Annotated in this window: 16 protein-coding genes; 3 read left to right on the forward strand and 13 right to left on the reverse strand. The window is 45.8% G+C overall.

Annotated features, from left to right (window positions below):
- Positions 1–21: 21 nt before the first annotated feature.
- The 13 genes from lpxA to rpsB all read right to left on the reverse strand — a co-directional run bounded on the left by lpxA (position 22) and on the right by rpsB (position 12,988).
- The gene (gene lpxA, locus RH46_RS21035) at positions 22–810 is read right to left on the reverse strand and encodes an acyl-ACP--UDP-N-acetylglucosamine O-acyltransferase (RefSeq protein WP_006881545.1); all 789 of its coding nucleotides are present in this window, start codon (positions 808–810) and stop codon (positions 22–24) included.
- Position 811: 1 nt separating this feature from the next.
- Positions 812–1,264, reverse strand: coding sequence for a 3-hydroxyacyl-ACP dehydratase FabZ (fabZ, locus tag RH46_RS21040; RefSeq protein WP_006881546.1), 453 nt, complete (start codon positions 1,262–1,264; stop codon positions 812–814).
- Between the two features lie 95 nt (positions 1,265–1,359).
- The gene (gene lpxD, locus RH46_RS21045) at positions 1,360–2,391 is read right to left on the reverse strand and encodes a UDP-3-O-(3-hydroxymyristoyl)glucosamine N-acyltransferase (protein WP_006881547.1); all 1,032 of its coding nucleotides are present in this window, start codon (positions 2,389–2,391) and stop codon (positions 1,360–1,362) included.
- Positions 2,392–2,397: 6 nt separating this feature from the next.
- Positions 2,398–2,907 (reverse strand): OmpH family outer membrane protein, encoded by a 510-nt coding sequence (locus RH46_RS21050; protein ID WP_006881548.1) that lies wholly within the window; start codon positions 2,905–2,907, stop codon positions 2,398–2,400.
- Positions 2,908–2,923: 16 nt separating this feature from the next.
- A complete protein-coding gene (bamA, locus tag RH46_RS21055) occupies positions 2,924–5,335 on the reverse strand; it encodes an outer membrane protein assembly factor BamA (RefSeq protein WP_006881549.1) in 2,412 nt (803 codons plus the stop codon).
- 38 nt (positions 5,336–5,373) lie between these two features.
- Positions 5,374–6,732, reverse strand: a complete 1,359-nt coding sequence (gene rseP / locus RH46_RS21060; RefSeq protein ID WP_006881550.1) for a sigma E protease regulator RseP — start codon at positions 6,730–6,732, stop codon at positions 5,374–5,376.
- Complete coding sequence (ispC, locus tag RH46_RS21065; RefSeq protein WP_006881551.1) at positions 6,729–7,937, reverse strand: 1-deoxy-D-xylulose-5-phosphate reductoisomerase; 1,209 nt, start codon at positions 7,935–7,937, stop codon at positions 6,729–6,731. Before ispC ends, rseP begins: the two co-directional genes overlap by 4 nt.
- A 41-nt stretch (positions 7,938–7,978) precedes the next feature.
- Positions 7,979–8,821 (reverse strand): phosphatidate cytidylyltransferase, encoded by an 843-nt coding sequence (locus RH46_RS21070; protein WP_006881552.1) that lies wholly within the window; start codon positions 8,819–8,821, stop codon positions 7,979–7,981.
- An 11-nt stretch (positions 8,822–8,832) separates the two neighbouring features.
- Positions 8,833–9,588: an undecaprenyl pyrophosphate synthase gene (locus RH46_RS21075; RefSeq protein ID WP_006881553.1), complete on the reverse strand. Its 756-nt coding sequence runs from the start codon at positions 9,586–9,588 to the stop codon at positions 8,833–8,835.
- A 96-nt stretch (positions 9,589–9,684) separates the two neighbouring features.
- Complete coding sequence (frr, locus tag RH46_RS21080) at positions 9,685–10,242, reverse strand: ribosome recycling factor (RefSeq protein ID WP_006881554.1); 558 nt, start codon at positions 10,240–10,242, stop codon at positions 9,685–9,687.
- Between the two features lie 97 nt (positions 10,243–10,339).
- Entirely contained in the window at positions 10,340–11,071 is a 732-nt protein-coding gene (pyrH, locus tag RH46_RS21085; protein ID WP_006881555.1) for a UMP kinase, read from the reverse strand.
- A gap of 214 nt (positions 11,072–11,285) precedes the next feature.
- Positions 11,286–12,128: a translation elongation factor Ts gene (tsf, locus tag RH46_RS21090; RefSeq protein ID WP_006881556.1), complete on the reverse strand. Its 843-nt coding sequence runs from the start codon at positions 12,126–12,128 to the stop codon at positions 11,286–11,288.
- A 131-nt stretch (positions 12,129–12,259) separates the two neighbouring features.
- Entirely contained in the window at positions 12,260–12,988 is a 729-nt protein-coding gene (gene rpsB / locus RH46_RS21095; protein ID WP_006881557.1) for a 30S ribosomal protein S2, read from the reverse strand.
- A 363-nt stretch (positions 12,989–13,351) separates the two neighbouring features.
- Here rpsB and map point away from each other — a divergent pair, with 363 nt between their 5' ends.
- The 3 genes from map to RH46_RS21110 all read left to right on the forward strand — a co-directional run bounded on the left by map (position 13,352) and on the right by RH46_RS21110 (position 17,477).
- Positions 13,352–14,230 (forward strand): type I methionyl aminopeptidase, encoded by an 879-nt coding sequence (gene map, locus RH46_RS21100; RefSeq protein ID WP_006881558.1) that lies wholly within the window; start codon positions 13,352–13,354, stop codon positions 14,228–14,230.
- 103 nt (positions 14,231–14,333) lie between these two features.
- Positions 14,334–16,955, forward strand: coding sequence for a bifunctional uridylyltransferase/uridylyl-removing protein GlnD (gene glnD, locus RH46_RS21105; RefSeq protein ID WP_006881559.1), 2,622 nt, complete (start codon positions 14,334–14,336; stop codon positions 16,953–16,955).
- A gap of 138 nt (positions 16,956–17,093) precedes the next feature.
- On the forward strand, positions 17,094–17,477 hold the full coding sequence (locus RH46_RS21110) for a DUF3461 family protein (protein WP_006881560.1): 384 nt from the start codon (positions 17,094–17,096) through the stop codon (positions 17,475–17,477).
- Positions 17,478–17,533 lie beyond the last annotated feature (56 nt).

The raw sequence follows: 17,533 nt of genomic DNA on the forward strand, positions 1-17,533 counted from the left end.
ACAATTCACGCGAACGATGGGTTAGCGAATAACGCCACGCTCAGAAGTTTCCACAAACTCAACAAAGTGTTTGATCGATGGCCAGTCTTTCGCCATCTCTTCAAGAACAACTTTCGCTTCAGCCTGAGTCTTGCCTGCACGGTAAAACTCTTTGTAAGCATTACGTAGTGCACGCAATTCTGCTTTTTCAAAGCCATTACGCTGCAGACCTACAAGGTTCAGACCAAATGGTGTCGCGTGGTTACCTTGAGCAAGAACGTATGGTGGTACATCTTTCACTACCGCCGAACAACCACCAATGTAACTGTAGGCACCCACTTTACAGAATGGGTGAATCGCAGAAAGAGCCATAACACCCGCGTAATCTTCAACCGTTACGTGGCCGCCCAGAATAGCGTTGTTACCAACGTGTGTATGATTACCAACGATAACATCATGAGCGATGTGCGCATTAACACACAGTAGGTTGTCATTACCAATAACAGTTGTTGCTTTGTCTTGCGTCGTGCCTCGGTGGATCTGTACCGCTTCACGAATGACATTACGATCGCCGATCACAACAGTCGTCGCTTCACCACCATACTTCTTGTCTTGGTTCTCTTCACCAATAACAGCGTGTGGGAAAATGCGATTCTCTTTACCAATTGTGGTGTGACCTTTGATTACAACGTGTGACATCACTTCAGTGCCTTCACCAATTTCAATGTTGCCAGAGATATAGGTGAATGGACCAACAGTAACATTGGCTGCAATCTTAACGTCTCCTTCAATTACTGCTGAAGGATGAATTTGAGCCGTTTCATGAATCATATTAAAACTCTCGACGAGCACATTTTAGCTCTGCAGAACAGACAACTTCACCGTCAACTTTCGCTGTACCTTTGAAGGCAGCAATGCCACGGCGCTCTTTAATAAATTCTACTTCGATCACTAGTTGGTCACCTGGAACAACTGGTTTACGGAATTTTGCGCCATCAACGCTAGCGAAGTAGTAAAGTTCGTTTTCCGAAGGAGCACCAAACGATTTGAATGCTAGCAGACCTGTTGCCTGAGCCATAGCTTCAAGAATAAGTACACCCGGGAATACAGGTAGTTGAGGGAAATGACCTGTAAACTGAGGTTCATTCACTGAAACGTTTTTAATCGCAGTAAGGTATTTCTCTTCTTGAAAGTCGATAACACGATCAATCAGCAAAAATGGGTAGCGATGAGGTAGCAATTCCTGAATTTCAGTGATGTTCATCGTTTTGTTTTCAGTAGTCAAAGTCATATTCCTATGTTGAATGCTAATTTCTATCTGACAGGCATTATAGATGAAAAAGACCCGCAATACGCGAGCCTTTTTTATTTCATCTAGAACTAGGCGTCTTCTTTGTTCTCTAGCTGTTTTTCTACAGCTTTCAGGCGCTTGTTCATCTCATCAATACGATGAACACGAGCCGCAGTCTTACGCCACTCTTTATTTGGTTGTAGCGGAATACCTGAAGAGTACATACCTTTTTCATCAATACCGCGCATCACCATACCCATACCGGTAATGGTTACGCCATCAGCGATTTCGATGTGGCCGTTGATAACGGTGCCACCGCCAATGATACAGTACTTACCAATAGTCGTACTGCCCGCGACAATGGTACCACCAGCCATCGCTGTACCATATCCGATGTGTACGTTGTGAGCGATTTGCAGTTGGTTATCAAGAATAACGTTATCTTCAATAACCGTATCGTCCAGAGCACCGCGATCTATAGTGGTACATGAACCGATCTCAACACGGTTACCAATACGAACGGTGCCTAGTTGTGGAATCTTAACCCACTCGCCTTTTTCGTTCGCATAGCCAAAACCGTCAGAGCCGATAACAGTATTCGCTTGAATCAGACAATCAGTACCAATCTCAACTTTGTGATAAACGCTCACGTTTGACCAAAGTTTCGTGTTAGCACCAATCTTGGCGTTTTTACCAATAAAACAGCCTGCGCCAATGACTGCGTTATCACCAAGCTCAACACCAGATTCAATAACCGCATTCGCACCAACAGACACATTAGTACCTAGTTTGGCATCGCTGGCAATGACAGCAGAAGGCGCGATAGCCTCAGCTGGTTGTGGAGTGGTATCAAGCGCCTGAGCAACCTTTGCAAATGCAACATATGGGTCAGCAACAACCAGAACGTTGCCTACGCACTGTTCACGTTGCGCTTCTTTAACCATCACAACTGTTGCCTGGCAGTCTGATAAGTGTTTTGCATACTTAGGATTAGACAGGAAGGTCACATGACCCGCCTGAGCTTTATCCATTGGTGCTACCATAGTGACGGTCGCATTCGCGTCACCATGTAGCTCGCCCCCGGTAATCGTTGCCAATTCGGCTAAAGAAAGTGTCGCCATAATCAATTATTTTAGTTGTTTAATTACTTTTTCTGTTACGTTGAATTCAGGTTTGCCGTACTGCATAGTTTGAATATCAACAATGATGTCGTAGCCTTCTTTTTCAGCCACTTTTTTCACTGCGTCCTGAATAACCATAAACAGTTTTTGCTTCTCTTGCGCTTCACGACGCGCAGAAGCTTGCTCTAGAGCCTGACCTTTGATCTTGTATTTGCTATCAAGCTGGCCAATTTCAATACGAAGCTTTTCAACTTCTTCCTGACCTAGTAGCTCACCATCACGCTGCAGCTTTTCAATCTTAGTCTTAGCTTGCGCTTTGATCGCCTTCAGCTCGTCAGCCTTGTCTTTGAACTCTTCTTGCATCTTCTGCAATACAACTTCACGTTGAGGAAGTGACTGAAATACTTGAGCTGTATTTACGTAGCCGATCTTTTGTGCCGCTTCAGCAGCATTGGCAAAGAAAGAAGACGTCATCACTAGAAGGCTAAGACCAGCCGCTTTAATTGTTTTATTCACTTTTATTTCCTCTATATTAGAAGGTTCTGCCGATGGTGAAAGTGAAGAACTCTTCATCATCACCTTCGTAACTTTCAATTGGTTTAGCAACGGAGAAGACTAAAGGTCCCATTGGAGACATCCATTGCAGTGCCGCACCATAAGATGCACGGTAATTAGTAGGATCTGAGAAGTCACCGTAGTACGGGTCATTAGCGTACTTAGGATCGTAGACAAATTCGGTATCCCACACACTCGCAGCATCAACAAACACACTGGTACGGATTTGACTTCTTACCTCGTCCGAAGCGAACGGGGTCGGTACGATAAGCTCTAAACTCGCCAGTGCCACTGCGTTACCACCTACAGAGTCATCTGTCGCTGATACACAACTGCTGCTGTTACAGGTATCCGGGTTACCACTTGTTGTGTAAACCGCTTTAGGACCTGCACTGTTCGAGCCAAAACCACGTAGGGTTGTAAAGCCACCTGCATAGTAGTTTTCATAGAACGGGAACAGGTTATCGTTGCCGTCTGTTTTGCCGTAACCGTTACCGTAGCCAAGACGACCACGCATCAGAAGCGTAAACTCATGCTTCTTAGTTAATGGTACATACTGTCTGACATCATATTGAAGCTTGAAGTATTGAGCATCAGAGCTTGGTACCGTCGCTTTAGCAAATGCACGTTGATAGTTACCAGCTGTCGGGAAGTAACCACGGTTAAGGTTATTTCGTGTCCAGGCAATGTTCATATCAAAGTCATTGGTAATGATATCGCCGTCAGGCTGACCGATACTCTGAGCAAAGCGCTGCGCCTGATCATAAGTCGGTACATTACCAATCTTGTTGTGAGTGTAGCCAACGCCGATCTCAAAGCGGTTTAGTTCGTCAAATGGGAAACCCCAGGTCAAACTACCACCGTAACTTTCGTTGGTATAGTCAACAATACCCGCTTCAGATGCTTCAAACTCGTTGTAGAAGATCTTGCCGCCGAGGCTGACACCATCAAGGTTCCAGTATGGGTCACGGTAATCTAAACTGATGTTTTTCTGGTAATCGTTCATCATCGCGTTGATACCAACACGGTTACCACTACCAGCAAAGTTATCTTGTTGCAGACCAACCTGGAAGCTCACGCCTGACTCAGTACCATAACCGATACCAAAGTTAACGCTGCCTGAGTTAGCCTCTTTTACGTTGTAAACCAAATCAACCTGATCTTCACTGCCAGGTACACGGACAGTCTGGACATCAACCGTTTCAAAGAAACCTAAACGGTTAAGACGGTTTTTACCGGTCTCAATCGATTTTGAGTTAAGCCAGCTGCCTTCCATTTGGCGCATTTCACGACGCAGTACTTCATCTTTAGTCGCGTTGTTACCAACAAAGCGAATATCACGAACATAGATACGGTTGCCCGCTTCTACATTTACAACCAGTGATACAGACTGATTCTCGTCGTCGAACTCAGGCACAGTACGTACTTGTGGGTACGCGTATCCAGCTTCACCAAGCAGGCGTTTTACGCCCTCTTCTAATCCAGTTACTGCAGAGCCGTTGTACGTTTCACCCGGTTCAAAAGTGACTAACTTCTCGAACTCATCCTCTTTACCCAGTAGTTCACCGCGGAACTTCACGTCTTTAACGGTATAAGGTAAGCCTTCGTTAAGACCGAGTGTGATGTAAACACCCTTCTTATCAGGAGAGATAGCGACTTGAGTCGAGTCAATTTGGAATTTCAGATAACCGCGGTCAAGGTAGTAAGACTTCAGTGCTTCAATATCACCAGCCAGTACCTGTTTCTGGTACTTGTCGTCAGACAGGAAGTTCCACCAGGCCACATCAACATTCAGCTCAAAACGGCTTAACAGCTCTTCGTCGGTATATTCTTTATTACCGATGAAGTTAATCTGTTTGATCTTAGCGGAAACGCCTTCAGTGAAGACAAACTTCAAATCTGAACGGTTACGAGGGAGAGGAGTAACAACCGCTTTTACGTTCGCATTGTACTTACCAACACTGTAGTAAAAGTCTTCGAGACCTTTTTCAATGGTAGATAGCGTTGTGCGGTCAAGAGCTTCACCGACACGTACACCCGACGCATCAAGGTTTTGTTGTAGTTGCTCTTCTTTGATTGCCTTGTTGCCAGAGAAAGAAATACTCGCAATGGTCGGTCTTTCTTTAACCTGAACCACAAGTACGTCATTGTCTCTTAAGACTTTAATATCTTCGAAGTTGCCTGTCGCATAAAGAGCTCGAATCATTTCAGAGACATCTTGGTTATCAACCGTATCACCGATTCGAACTGGCATTTTAAGCAGAGCGGCACCTAGTGCAACGCGCTGTAAGCCTTCAATTTTAATATCTTGAACTACGAAGTTCTCGGCACCGTTTGCACTCACGCTTGTTGCTAGCAGCGTGGCAAACAGAATATTTTTCATCGCCATATTTGTTTTAGTTATTCCTTACTTCAACCTTTACTCAGCTATAGGCGAGCAAAATCATTGAAAATTGCCACTGCCATAAGAGAGAAGATAATAGCCCCGCCAATGCGGTAGCCCATTTCCTGTACCTTTTCCGGTACTGGGCGTCTGATTACAGCCTCAATAGCAAAAAACAATAGATGTCCGCCATCTAACATAGGCAGCGGTACAAGGTTAATAATCCCTAAGTTCACACTGATTAATGCGAGGAAACCCAAGAAATACACTAAGCCGTAATCGGCCGTTGTTCCGGCTCCTTTCGCGATAGAAATAGGTCCACTTAAGTTATTCAATCCTACATCACCTACTATCAGCTTCTTCAACATGCTGATAGTGAGATTGATTACTTGACCTGTTTTCTCAACCGCTTTACCGATTGATTCAATTACACCAAATTGTAAGTCGAAGCGATAATTTTCTGGCCATTCTGCGACTTCAGGTGCGATTCCCGCAAAACCTATCACTTTATCGCCAGATAGCTCGCGACTATCAGGAATCAGAGTCAGTGTCAGAGGCTGACCATTTCGCTCGACCTCTAGCTCTACAGGAGCATTCGGATGTTGCTGAATACTGTTAACAACCTGCTGCCAATCAGTTATTTCAACCTCATCGATCTTAGTCAGAACGTCACCGACTTCCAGACCCGCTCGCGCAGCCGCTCCCTGCTCAGATACGCTGGTAAGTCGCGGAGTAATCTCTGGTGTATAGGGTCTAAACCCTAACGCTGACATAGAAGACTCTTTCTCAGGGTCAAAGTTCCAATTGGTAAGGTCAAAGTATTTAACTTCTTCGATCCCAATGCCCTCTGCCGGAGCGACCGTCATGGTCAGTTGTTTATCACCAATATGGGAAATCAGCCCCATGTTGACCGATTCCCAATCCGCAGTTTTGACGCCGGAAATCGCTTTTAGTTCCATGCCCTGTTGCAAACCTGCTTCGGCTGCAATCGAATGGGGCGTTACGTGACCAACAACGGGTTTCACCGCCGGAACACCGATCAGAAATACTAACCAGTAAGCAAAGATGGCAAACAGGAAGTTAAATGCCGGCCCCGCCGCAACAATCGCTGTTCGCTTCCACAGCGGCTTTTTATCAAAAGCAAATTGCTGCTCACCCTCGGCCAGATCATCGACTCGGCCATCAAGCATTTTGACGTAACCACCTAGCGGAATAACAGACACACTGTACTCAGTGCCATCTTGTCCCACTTTACTCCATATCGATTTACCAAAACCGATAGAAAACTTTTCGACTTTTACACCACAACGACGTGCTACCCAAAAGTGACCAAACTCATGGACTGCAACTAAGATGCCTAGTGCAATAATGAAGGAAACAAAGTTCCATAAAATACCGGTCATAGCTTACGCTCACTCACCCAATTGGTGGCTAATTCTCTTGCCATTCTATCGACCTCGAGAATGGTTTCCAAGTCGCTACAGTGCGACTGATTGGTATCAGCGCAGACTTTGTTCAGAACCTGCTGATTTACTTGCGCAATATCGGTAAATGACAGCTGTCGATTTAAGAAAGCAGCCACCGCGATCTCATTTGCAGCATTCAGTGCAGTAGTGGCGTGCTGACCTTCATAACAAGCATCGATCGCCAGTTTTAAACATGGATAACGAGCGTAATCAGGTTCGAGGAAGGTCAATTGGCCCACTTTCGTAAAATCAAGTGGAGCAACCCCGGCAGAAACGCGCTCAGGGTAAGAAAGAGTCAGGGCAATTGGTGTCGCCATATCCGGTTCACCCATCTGCGCCAATACTGAACCATCCTTGTACTGAACCATAGAGTGGATAACAGATTGAGGATGAATCAATACCTTTAATTGTTCACGCGAGGTGTTAAACAGCCACTTCGCTTCAATGTACTCAAGACCTTTGTTCATCATGGTCGCAGAGTCGACTGAAATTTTTGGCCCCATCGACCAGTTAGGGTGCGCGATAGCCTGCTCCGGAGTAACACTACTTAGCGTATCAATATCACTGTATCGGAAAGGTCCACCAGAACCGGTTAACAGAATGTTTGAGATGCCATGTTGGGTTAAATCACAACGACCTAAATTGGTTTGAATATCACTTGGTAAACATTGGAATATTGCGTTGTGCTCACTGTCTACTGGCATAAGCTCAGCACCATGCTGTTTTACTGCATCGATAAACAACTGCCCGGACATAACCAAGGCTTCTTTGTTCGCCAGCAATACGCGTTTGCCAGATTTAACAGCAGCCATAGTAGGCAGCAGGCCGGCGGCACCAACGATAGCCGCCATAACAGTGTCGACTTCATCGAGCGACGAGACCTGACACATAGCATCGACACCGGAGAGCACTTCGGTTGAGATTTTCAGTTCTGCTAATTGTTTTCTAAGCAATAGCGCAGCGTCATCACTGGCCATTACCGCATACTTAGGCTGCCACTTCTGACACAGCTCGCGCATCTTCTCAACATTGTTCCCAGCCGCTAGCGCGACAACAGAAAACTGCTGCGGGTTTTGTTCGATGACTTTAAACGTGCTTGCACCGATAGAACCAGTAGCACCCAAAATTGTTAGCTTACGCATAGCAAGAAACCGATTTATGACTTAGGCAAGCCGAAGCTCGCCTAGAAAATGAAGTAAAGAAATGCAAAAACAGGGAATGCCGCTGTTAAGCTATCGATGCGATCTAACACACCGCCATGACCTGGAATGATATTGCTACTATCCTTGATTCCTGATACGCGCTTAAACATGCTTTCAACCAGGTCACCGAGCACTGAAATCACCACGGTAACTAACGTAATCGCGATCATGACCAGTGGACTAGTGAATTCGATGTCGAACCATGCAGCTGCACCCCAGCCGATCAATACCGCAGTGATGATACCGCCAATCAATCCTTCAATGGTTTTGTTTGGACTTACATGTGGTGCCATTTTACGTTTACCCATGCTCTTACCAGCAAAATAAGCGCCACTGTCCGCAGCCCAAACGATCAGACAAACATAAAGAACCAGTTTTGCCCCGTGATAAGCATCTGTTTCGATACCCTCTGCGCGCAATAACAAGACACTCCAGAAGAAAGGCAGCAAAGTTAAGATGCCGAAAGCGTGACGCAGGAGTGTCGAGTGTTGCCATAGAGCGGAAGACTTAGGGTAAGTAATGGCGAGTAAACTTGAAACTATCCACCAAACACAGCCAACAGCTAGCATGGTGTAATGGGGCTCAACAACTTGATTGAGACTCACAACGTCAAATGGAATCAAGGCCATGCTTAGCGCGCTGACCAGCACTGCTGGAATCAGAGCCATCCAACGAGATTTTGGTTCTACAAACTGAGTCCACTCCCAGTAACCAATCATCATTACAGCAGCAATAGCCAGTGTAAATAGTGGTAATGAGAGTTCAAAAATGCCCAAAATCACCAAAGGAGCAAGGATAAGCGCTGTTATAATTCGTTGTTTCAAACTTAGGTCCTTTATTCGCTTTCCATCAATGCTTTAACTTGTTCACCAGTACAACCAAAACGTCGTTCACGATTAACAAACCAAGTCACTGCTTCAATTAAGCTGTTTTCATCGAACTCAGGCCAGTAGATCGGCGTAAAGTACATTTCTGCATACGCCATTTGCCACAGCATAAAGTTACTGATTCGGCATTCACCGCTGGTTCGAATCATTAAATCAACTTCAGGTAAATCTGCCATGGTCAGGTGTTCAGTGATCAGCTCTTCGCTAATCTCGTCACAATTTAACTCACCAGCGGCAACCTTAGCTGAAATTGCTTTTGTCGCCTGCATAATATCCCACTTACCACCATAGTTAGCCGCGATATTGATAACCATACCTGTGTTCGATTCAGTCATCGCTTCTGCCTGAGCAATTTTACTCTGCAAGCGTTGATTGAAACGAGAGGTATCACCAATCACGCGAAGGCGTAAGTTGTTCTTATGCAGTTTTTTAACTTCAGTTGAAAGAACCGTGATAAACAGCTCCATCAAGACCCCGACTTCCTCTTCAGGTCTTCTCCAGTTTTCGCTACTGAAAGCAAACAGCGTTATCGCTTTAATACCAAGCTTCGCTGATGTAGAGATCGCTTTTCTTACCGCCGCAACACCATTTTTATGACCAAATACACGAGGTTTACCTTGTGCTTTTGCCCAACGGCCGTTGCCATCCATAATGATTGCGATATGTTTTGGAAGTAAATCAGGGGAGAGTTGTGAATTATGCATAAGACGTTGATAGATAATCAGCAGGGGACAGAGAGTAGCATAAAAAAACGCTGTGCTGCGAGCACAGCGCTAATTATGCGTTAAGTTTATGGAGAATTAGACTTCCATCAACTCTTTTTCTTTTGCTGCTAACACTTCGTCAACTTGCTTAACTGCTGCGTCAGTTAGCTTTTGGATCTCGTCTTGACCTTTACGATCTTCATCTTCAGAGATTTCTTTGTCTTTTAGTAGCGCTTTAAGCTCGCCATTAGCATCACGACGGATGTTACGGATAGCAACACGGCCACCTTCAGCTTCGCCACGAACGATTTTAACCAGGTCTTTACGACGCTCTTCCGTTAGCGGTGGTAGTGGTACACGAATGATAGTACCTGCAGACATTGGGTTTAGACCCAGGTCAGACATCATGATCGCTTTCTCAACTTTTTGAGTTAGCTCTTTGTCGAATACCGTGATTGCAAGTGTACGAGCATCTTCTGCAACAACGTTTGCTACCTGGTTTAGAGGCGTTGGTGCACCGTAGTACTCCACTGAAATGCCAGCTAATAGGCTTGGGTGCGCACGACCTGTACGAACTTTAGAAAGGTTGTTTTTTAGCGCTTCAACGCTTTTTTCCATGCGCTCTTGAGCGTCTTGTTTGATTTCGTTAATCACAATATCACCTTAATGTGTAAATCTTTCTCGAAGAAAGCCTAATCGGGAGTCTTCAAAAGGCAATACCGCAGCATCAAATATGCTGCGGCGATTGGAATTACTCTGCGTCGCTGATTAGCGTGCCTTCTGCTTCACCCATAACCACGCGGCGTAATGCGCCTGGCTTATTCATATTGAATACGCGGATTGGCATTTTATGGTCACGAGCCAGTGTAAATGCTGCCAAATCCATCACTTTCAGTTCTTTTTCAAGAACAGCATTGAATGAAAGCTTATCATACAGTTCTGCGTCAGGGTTTGCCACTGGGTCTGCAGTAAATACACCATCAACTTTTGTCGCTTTTAGAACTACGTCAGCTTCAATCTCGATACCGCGCAAACATGCAGCAGAATCTGTAGTGAAGAATGGGTTACCAGTACCCGCTGAGAAGATGACTACACGACCTTGGCGTAGTTCGCGGATTGCGTCAGCCCAGTTGTAGTCGTCACACACACCTTTAAGTGGAATTGCAGACATTACACGTGCATTTACGTACGCACGGTGTAGAGCGTCACGCATTGCAAGGCCGTTCATTACGGTTGCTAGCATACCCATGTGGTCACCAACAACGCGGTTCATACCTGCTTCAGCAAGGCCAGCACCACGGAATAGGTTACCACCACCGATAACTACACCAACTTGAACGCCAAGTTCAACCAACTCTTTTACTTCTTGAGCCATGCGATCAAGAATCGCTGGATCGATGCCGAAACCTTCGTCACCTTGAAGAGCTTCACCACTCAGTTTTAACAGAATACGTTGATACGCCGGTTTTGGGTTCGTAGTCATGGAGTTTACCTTCCAAAAGAGAGTTGTTGATTAACAGTCATGGATAGAGGGGAGAGTCTGGTTAGCAGGTCCTGGCTTCTAGAGAGTTTTTCCACTCTAGCTACTAGCATTCAGCTACTTTCACCCCTATTCATCACGGCTAACAATTTAAACGTTAGTCGTAAAAAGACCGCAGCCATGGCTACGGTCTAAACTTTGTGCGCTACTCTAAGGATTAACCTTTTTGAGCTGCAGCTACTTCTTCAGCGAAGCTCATTTCAGCGCCTTTTTCAATACCTTCACCTACTTCTAGGCGAACGAATGTAGAAACTGAAGCGCCTTTTTCTTTCAGCATTTCGCCTACAGATTTCTTAGGCTCCATGATGAACGCTTGACCAGTTAGAGAGATTTCGCCAGTGAATTTCTTCATGCGGCCAACAACCATCTTCTCTGCGATTTCAGCAGGCTTGCCTTCGTTCATAGCGATTTCAACTTGAACTTCTTTCTCTTTAGCAACTACGTCAGCTGGTACGTCTTCTGGGTTAACGTACTCTGGCTTAGAAGCAGCAACGTGCATTGCAACGTGCTTAAGAGTTTCTGCATCGCCTTCACCAGCAACAACAACACCGATTTTCTCGCCGTGACGGTAAGAAGCTAGTGCAGCACCTTCAACGTATTGTACGCGACGGATGTTGATGTTTTCACCGATCTTAGCAACAAGAGCAACACGCTCTTCTTCGAATTTAGCTACTAGTTCTTCTGCAGTTGCTTTAGTCGCTAGAGCGTCTTCAGCTACTTTCTCTGCGAATGCAGTGAAGTTACCATCTTTAGCAACGAAGTCAGTTTGGCAGTTAACTTCAAGAAGAACAGCAACGCCGTTGTCTTCTTTGATGATGATTGCGCCTTCAGCAGCTACGTTGCCTGCTTTCTTAGCAGCTTTAGCAGCACCTGATTTACGCATGTTTTCGATTGCTAGTTCGATGTCAGCGTTTGCTTCAACAAGCGCTTTCTTACATTCCATCATGCCTGCGCCAGTACGTTCGCGCAGTTCTTTAACTAGAGCAGCAGTAACAGCCATTCTCTATTCCTCAGTTGATTCTGGATTTGGTAAAAAACAGGGGCCTACATTTTCGGCCCCTGCTGATAACTATAACTCAGTTTATGCTACAACTAAGTTGCACATAGACTAAGTGTGACTCGGAGCCGCTATTATTCAGCTTCTACGAAACCATCTTTTTCAGCAGCTGCAGCTACGTCTTTGTTGCGACCTTCAGTTACTGAAGTTGCAGCAGCGTTTAGGTAAAGCTGTACTGCACGGATCGCATCATCGTTACCTGGGATGATGTAGTCAACGCCGTCTGGGTTAGAGTTAGTATCTACCACAGCGTATACTGGGATACCTAGGTTGTTAGCTTCTTTAATCGCAATGTGTTCGTGATCAGCATCGATTACGAATAGAGCGTCTGGTAGGCCGCCCATGTCTTTGATACCACCAAGAGACTTCTCTAGCTTCTCCATTTCACGAGTGCGCATTAGAGCTTCTTTCTTAGTTAGTTTGTCAAAAGTACCGTCTTGAGCTTGAGCTTCAAGTTCTTTTAGACGCTTGATTGACTGACGAACAGTTTTGTAGTTTGTAAGCATACCGCCTAACCAGCGGTTGTTTACGTAGAACTGGTTGCTTGCGATTGCAGCTTCTTTAACAGCTTCAGATGCAGCGCGCTTAGTACCTACGAATAGAACTTTACCTTTCTTCTCGCCAACTTTAGCTAGTTCAGCTAGAGCTTCGTTGAACATTGGTACAGTTTTTTCTAGGTTGATGATATGAACCTTGTTACGAGCACCAAAGATGAATGGCTTCATTTTTGGGTTCCAGTAACGAGTTTGGTGACCGAAGTGAACACCAGCTTTTAGCATATCGCGCATTGATACAGTTGCCATTTTAAAATCCTCTATGGGGTTAGGCCTCCACATCCCCCATAACTCCGACTAGGCTTCTGCCCAGCACCCCGGAATATGTGACGGAATGTGTGTGATTTAAAGATATAAGTTAGTTGGAAGTAACCGGCTTCGCCACTCAATAATCGATTGAGCAGAGAGAACAGACCACATTTCCGGCGCGCTTTATACCATATTTCTGCCCTTCATGGCTAGTAAAAAAACAATTACCAGAGATGTCGATGGACTATTCTCAACACTGAACGTATTAATCACAGATGAAGAATAATTCTCATTATGTTGCGTTCCTGCTAGAATGCGCCGATTCGCACTCACTTGTGCACGAGAATAAAATAGAGAAAGCCGATGTCAATCAAGATTAAAACAGCTGAAGAAATCGAACGTATGCGACTAGCGGGCGCGTTGGCCGCTGAAATCCTAGAGATGATCGAACCACACATTAAAGAAGGTGTGACGACAGATGAGCTAAACCAAATCTGTCACGATTACGGGATTGAAAAAGGCGCATATTCTGCACCTCTTGATTACCATGGTTTCCCTAAATCAATCTGTACTTCGATCAACCATATTGTTTGTCACGGTATCCCAGCGTCTGCTGACGAAGTGGGCAGCAACGGTCAGTTGAAACCTGCTGTATTGAAAAATGGTGACATCATTAACGTTGATATCACGGTAATCATTCCAGACGATGCTGACGCTGATCTTTCAGTGCGTCCGCAAGGCTACCACGGTGATACTTCTAAGATGTTCTTTGTCGGTGACGTATCTCCTGCCGATAAGCGTCTATGTATGGTGACTCAGGAAGCGCTTTACGTAGGTATGCGCCAAGTTAAGCCTGGCGCGACTGTTGGTGACATCGGTAGCGCGATTGAGAAGTACATTAAGACGAACAATAAGAACAACCCACGTAACAAGTTCTCTATTGTTAAAGACTTCTGTGGTCACGGCATTGGTAACGAGTTCCATGAAGAGCCACAGATCGTTCATTACAAAAACAATGACCGCCGCGTGCTAAAAGAAGGCATGTGCTTCACTATCGAACCTATGATTAACGAAGGTAAGTTCGGTGTGACGGTTGATGCGGAAGATGACTGGACGGTTTACACAGGCGACGGTAAAAAGTCAGCTCAGTACGAACATACCATCGTGGTGACCAAAACAGGCTGTGAGGTGTTAACTCTACGCAGCGATGACACCATTCCTCGTATGATGAACAACGCATAATCACTGCGAGTTTCTACAATATCCCCGCTCAGTCGGGGATATTTTTTTATCCGCCTAAGTTTGATAGATTGGTCCATAGGACTATTTTGCATGGATTCGCTGTATGCCTTTTCAATCACCGCTCACTTTTGAAGAGCCACAACTTTCAATAGCTGAACTAAAAAATCAATTAGAGAAATTTGCTAACTACCAGAAACAAGAGTTTCTAGCCCATCATCCGGTTACCGACTTAGTACTTGGCCGCGCAGAATACATAGATCTGCTTCTGAATCGTTTATGGCAACATTTCGGTTTCACAGCCCTACCCAACATCAGTCTGGTTGCTGTGGGTGGCTACGGTCGTGGTGAGCTGCATCCATTGTCGGATATCGATATTCTGGTGGTCTCTCGTAAGACCTTACCCGACGCTCTGGCGACTAAAGTCAGCGAGTTTATTACCCTGCTATGGGATCTGCGCTTAGAAGTTGGCCATGCCGTACGTAGTGTCGAGGAGTGCGCAGCGATTGGTCGTGACGATCTGACTGTGGCAACTAACCTGCAAGAAGCGCGTCTTCTGTGCGGCTGTGAAGACACCTTCCACCAGTTGAAAATGGTCATTCACTCCGAATCATTCTGGCCGAGTGAAATCTTCTACAAGGCGAAAGTTCAGGAGCAGCGTGACCGCCATGCCCGTTATCACGATACGACTTACAACCTTGAGCCGGATATTAAATCCACTCCAGGTGGCTTACGTGATATCCATACGCTCAGCTGGGTTGCACGTCGACACTTTGGGGCAACCTCATTACTAGAGATGAGCCGCTATGGTTTTCTGACAGATGCCGAGTACCGGGAACTTGTCGAGTGTCAGGACTTCCTCTGGCGGGTTCGTTTCGCTCTGCATATCGAGCTCAAACGTTACGATAACCGTCTTACCTTTGCCCACCAATCTCAGGTGGCAGAGAGCTTAGGTTACTCAGGTGAGGGTAACCGAGGCGTCGAAATGATGATGAAAGAGTTCTATCGTACTCTTCGTCGCGTTGCTGAACTCAATAAAATGCTGCTTAAGCTATTTGATCAGGCGATCCTCAACAATGGTATCGAAGCAAAACCAGAAATTCTCAGCGAGGATTTCCAGCGCCGCGGGCACTTAATCGAAGCTCGCAAGCCAGCCCTGTTTCAGGCTCGTCCCGAGACTATTCTCGATATGTTCCTCCATATCGCTAATGACTCGACAATCGAAGGAGTCTCTCCTCCGACAATGCGCCAGCTAAGAACAGCGCGTCGACGCCTGAATAAGTTCTTACATACCATTCCGGAAGCGCGTGAAAAGTTCCTTGAGTTATGTCGCCACCCTAACGCTCTGCATCGTGCATTTAGCTTAATGCACAAGCTCGGTGTTCTGGCTGCCTACCTGCCTCAGTGGAGCCAAATCGTCGGCCAGATGCAGTTTGACCTGTTCCATGTCTATACCGTAGACGAACACAGTGTCCGACTACTTAAGCACATCAACACCTTTGGTTACGCCAAAAACCACGATAAGCATCCTATCTGCTGCGAAGTCTACCCTCGTATTCAGAAAAAAGAGCTACTTATCATCGCGGCGATTTTCCACGATATCGGTAAAGGTCGCGGTGGTGATCACTCAGTGATTGGTGAAGGTGAAGCGTACGATTTTTGTATCGAGCATGGTCTTTCAAAGCCAGAAGCCAAACTGGTCGCGTGGCTGGTCCGTAACCACTTATTGATGTCGGTGACCGCCCAACGACGCGATATCTACGATCCAGAAGTGATTACCGAGTTTGCAAAACAGGTTCGTGATGAAGAGTATCTTGAGTACCTGGTGTGTCTGACCGTCGCTGATATCTGTGCAACCAACCCAGAGCTATGGAACAGTTGGAAGCGAACCCTATTGGCAGAATTGTTCTACTCTACCCAGCGAGCATTGCGCCGTGGCTTAGAGAACCCTGTTGATGTCAGAGAACGTATTCGTCACAACCAGCACCTCGCTTCTGCACTATTGCGCAAAGAGGGCTTTAGCGCACGTGAGATCGAGGTGTTGTGGCAACGCTTTAAAGCAGACTACTTCCTGCGCCATACTCACAAGCAGATCGCCTGGCACTGTATGAACCTGCTGCGTCATGAAGATCATACTAAGCCATTGATCCTTATCTCGAAGAAAGCCACTCGCGGTGGCACAGAGGTGTTCGTCTACAGTAAGGACCAGCATGCTCTATTCGCCACAGTGGTCGCCGAGCTGGACCGACGCAACTTCAACGTTCACGATGCTCAGGTAATGACCAGTAAAGATGGTTATGTTCTGGATACCTTTATGGTGCTTGATCAGCATGGTGAGGTGATTGACGAAAGCCGACATAAAGCAGTCATTAAGCATCTGGCGCATGTCCTTGAGGATGGTCGCCAAACCAAGATTAAAACCCGTCGCATCCCACGTAACCTGCAGCACTTTAAGGTGAAAACGAAAGTCGACTTCCTGCCAACTAAGAGTAAGAAGCGCACGCTGCTGGAATTTGTCGCGCTGGACACTCCCGGACTACTGGCAACCGTTGGTGCAACCTTTGCTGACCTTGGCGTTCACCTCCATGCAGCTAAAATTACTACCATAGGCGAACGTGCAGAAGACTTGTTTATCATCACCAGTAAAAATGGCGGCAAACTGACGGAAGAAGAGCAACAGGAACTAAGCGAAAACTTGATTAAAAACATCGCTGAACTAGCACCTTAAGCGATCTCGACCACAAGTTACTAACTTGGTTAAAAAAGCACTGTCTACCACGAATATTGGCTGCTACATTAATAGTGAATTGTTCATTCCCTGCTCGAATGAGTAGGGATAATCACTGCAACACAATAGAGGTAGCCTATGTATCCACACCTCACTGGTTTAGGTATTCACGATCCTAAACAAATTGAGCGCTATTCCCTTCGTCAAGAAGCGCACAAGGATGTGTTAAAAATCTATTTTCACAAACAAAAAGGTGAGTTGTTTGCGAAAAGCGTAAAGTTCAAGTACCCACGTCAGGTCAAGAACGTTCTGGTTGATAGCGGCAGCCATCAATACAAAGAAGTAACCGAAATAAACCGTAACCTGACGCTGGTTATTGATGAGCTAAATAAGCTGACTAAACCAGGGAAAACCACTGAAGTCGACGTTAAACAGAAGATTCTTACCGACTTACGTCATTTAGAGAAAGTGGTTTCAAGCAAGATTGCTGAGATTGAGGCGGATTTAGAAAAGCTGAAATAGAAGCGAGAAGCGAGAAGCGAGAAGCGAGAAGCGAGAAGCGAGAAGCGAGAAGCGAG

Origin of the sequence: Vibrio brasiliensis LMG 20546 (assembly GCF_000189255.1) — a bacterium.
Lineage (GTDB): Bacteria > Pseudomonadota > Gammaproteobacteria > Enterobacterales > Vibrionaceae > Vibrio > Vibrio brasiliensis.

What these genes read in the sequence shown, in the direction of transcription:
- lpxA (WP_006881545.1), bottom strand. Translation starts at nt 810, where the DNA reads ATGATTCATGAAACGGCTCAAATTCATCCTTCAGCAGTAATTGAAGGA.
- lpxD (WP_006881547.1), bottom strand. Translation starts at nt 2,391, where the DNA reads ATGGCGACACTTTCTTTAGCCGAATTGGCAACGATTACCGGGGGCGAG.
- bamA (WP_006881549.1), bottom strand. Translation starts at nt 5,335, where the DNA reads ATGGCGATGAAAAATATTCTGTTTGCCACGCTGCTAGCAACAAGCGTG.
- rseP (WP_006881550.1), bottom strand. Translation starts at nt 6,732, where the DNA reads ATGACCGGTATTTTATGGAACTTTGTTTCCTTCATTATTGCACTAGGC.
- ispC (WP_006881551.1), bottom strand. Translation starts at nt 7,937, where the DNA reads ATGCGTAAGCTAACAATTTTGGGTGCTACTGGTTCTATCGGTGCAAGC.
- RH46_RS21075 (WP_006881553.1), bottom strand. Translation starts at nt 9,588, where the DNA reads ATGCATAATTCACAACTCTCCCCTGATTTACTTCCAAAACATATCGCA.
- pyrH (WP_006881555.1), bottom strand. Translation starts at nt 11,071, where the DNA reads ATGACTACGAACCCAAAACCGGCGTATCAACGTATTCTGTTAAAACTG.
- tsf (WP_006881556.1), bottom strand. Translation starts at nt 12,128, where the DNA reads ATGGCTGTTACTGCTGCTCTAGTTAAAGAACTGCGCGAACGTACTGGC.
- rpsB (WP_006881557.1), bottom strand. Translation starts at nt 12,988, where the DNA reads ATGGCAACTGTATCAATGCGCGATATGCTAAAAGCTGGTGTTCACTTC.
- map (WP_006881558.1), top strand. Translation starts at nt 13,352, where the DNA reads ATGTCAATCAAGATTAAAACAGCTGAAGAAATCGAACGTATGCGACTA.
- glnD (WP_006881559.1), top strand. Translation starts at nt 14,334, where the DNA reads ATGCCTTTTCAATCACCGCTCACTTTTGAAGAGCCACAACTTTCAATA.
- RH46_RS21110 (WP_006881560.1), top strand. Translation starts at nt 17,094, where the DNA reads ATGTATCCACACCTCACTGGTTTAGGTATTCACGATCCTAAACAAATT.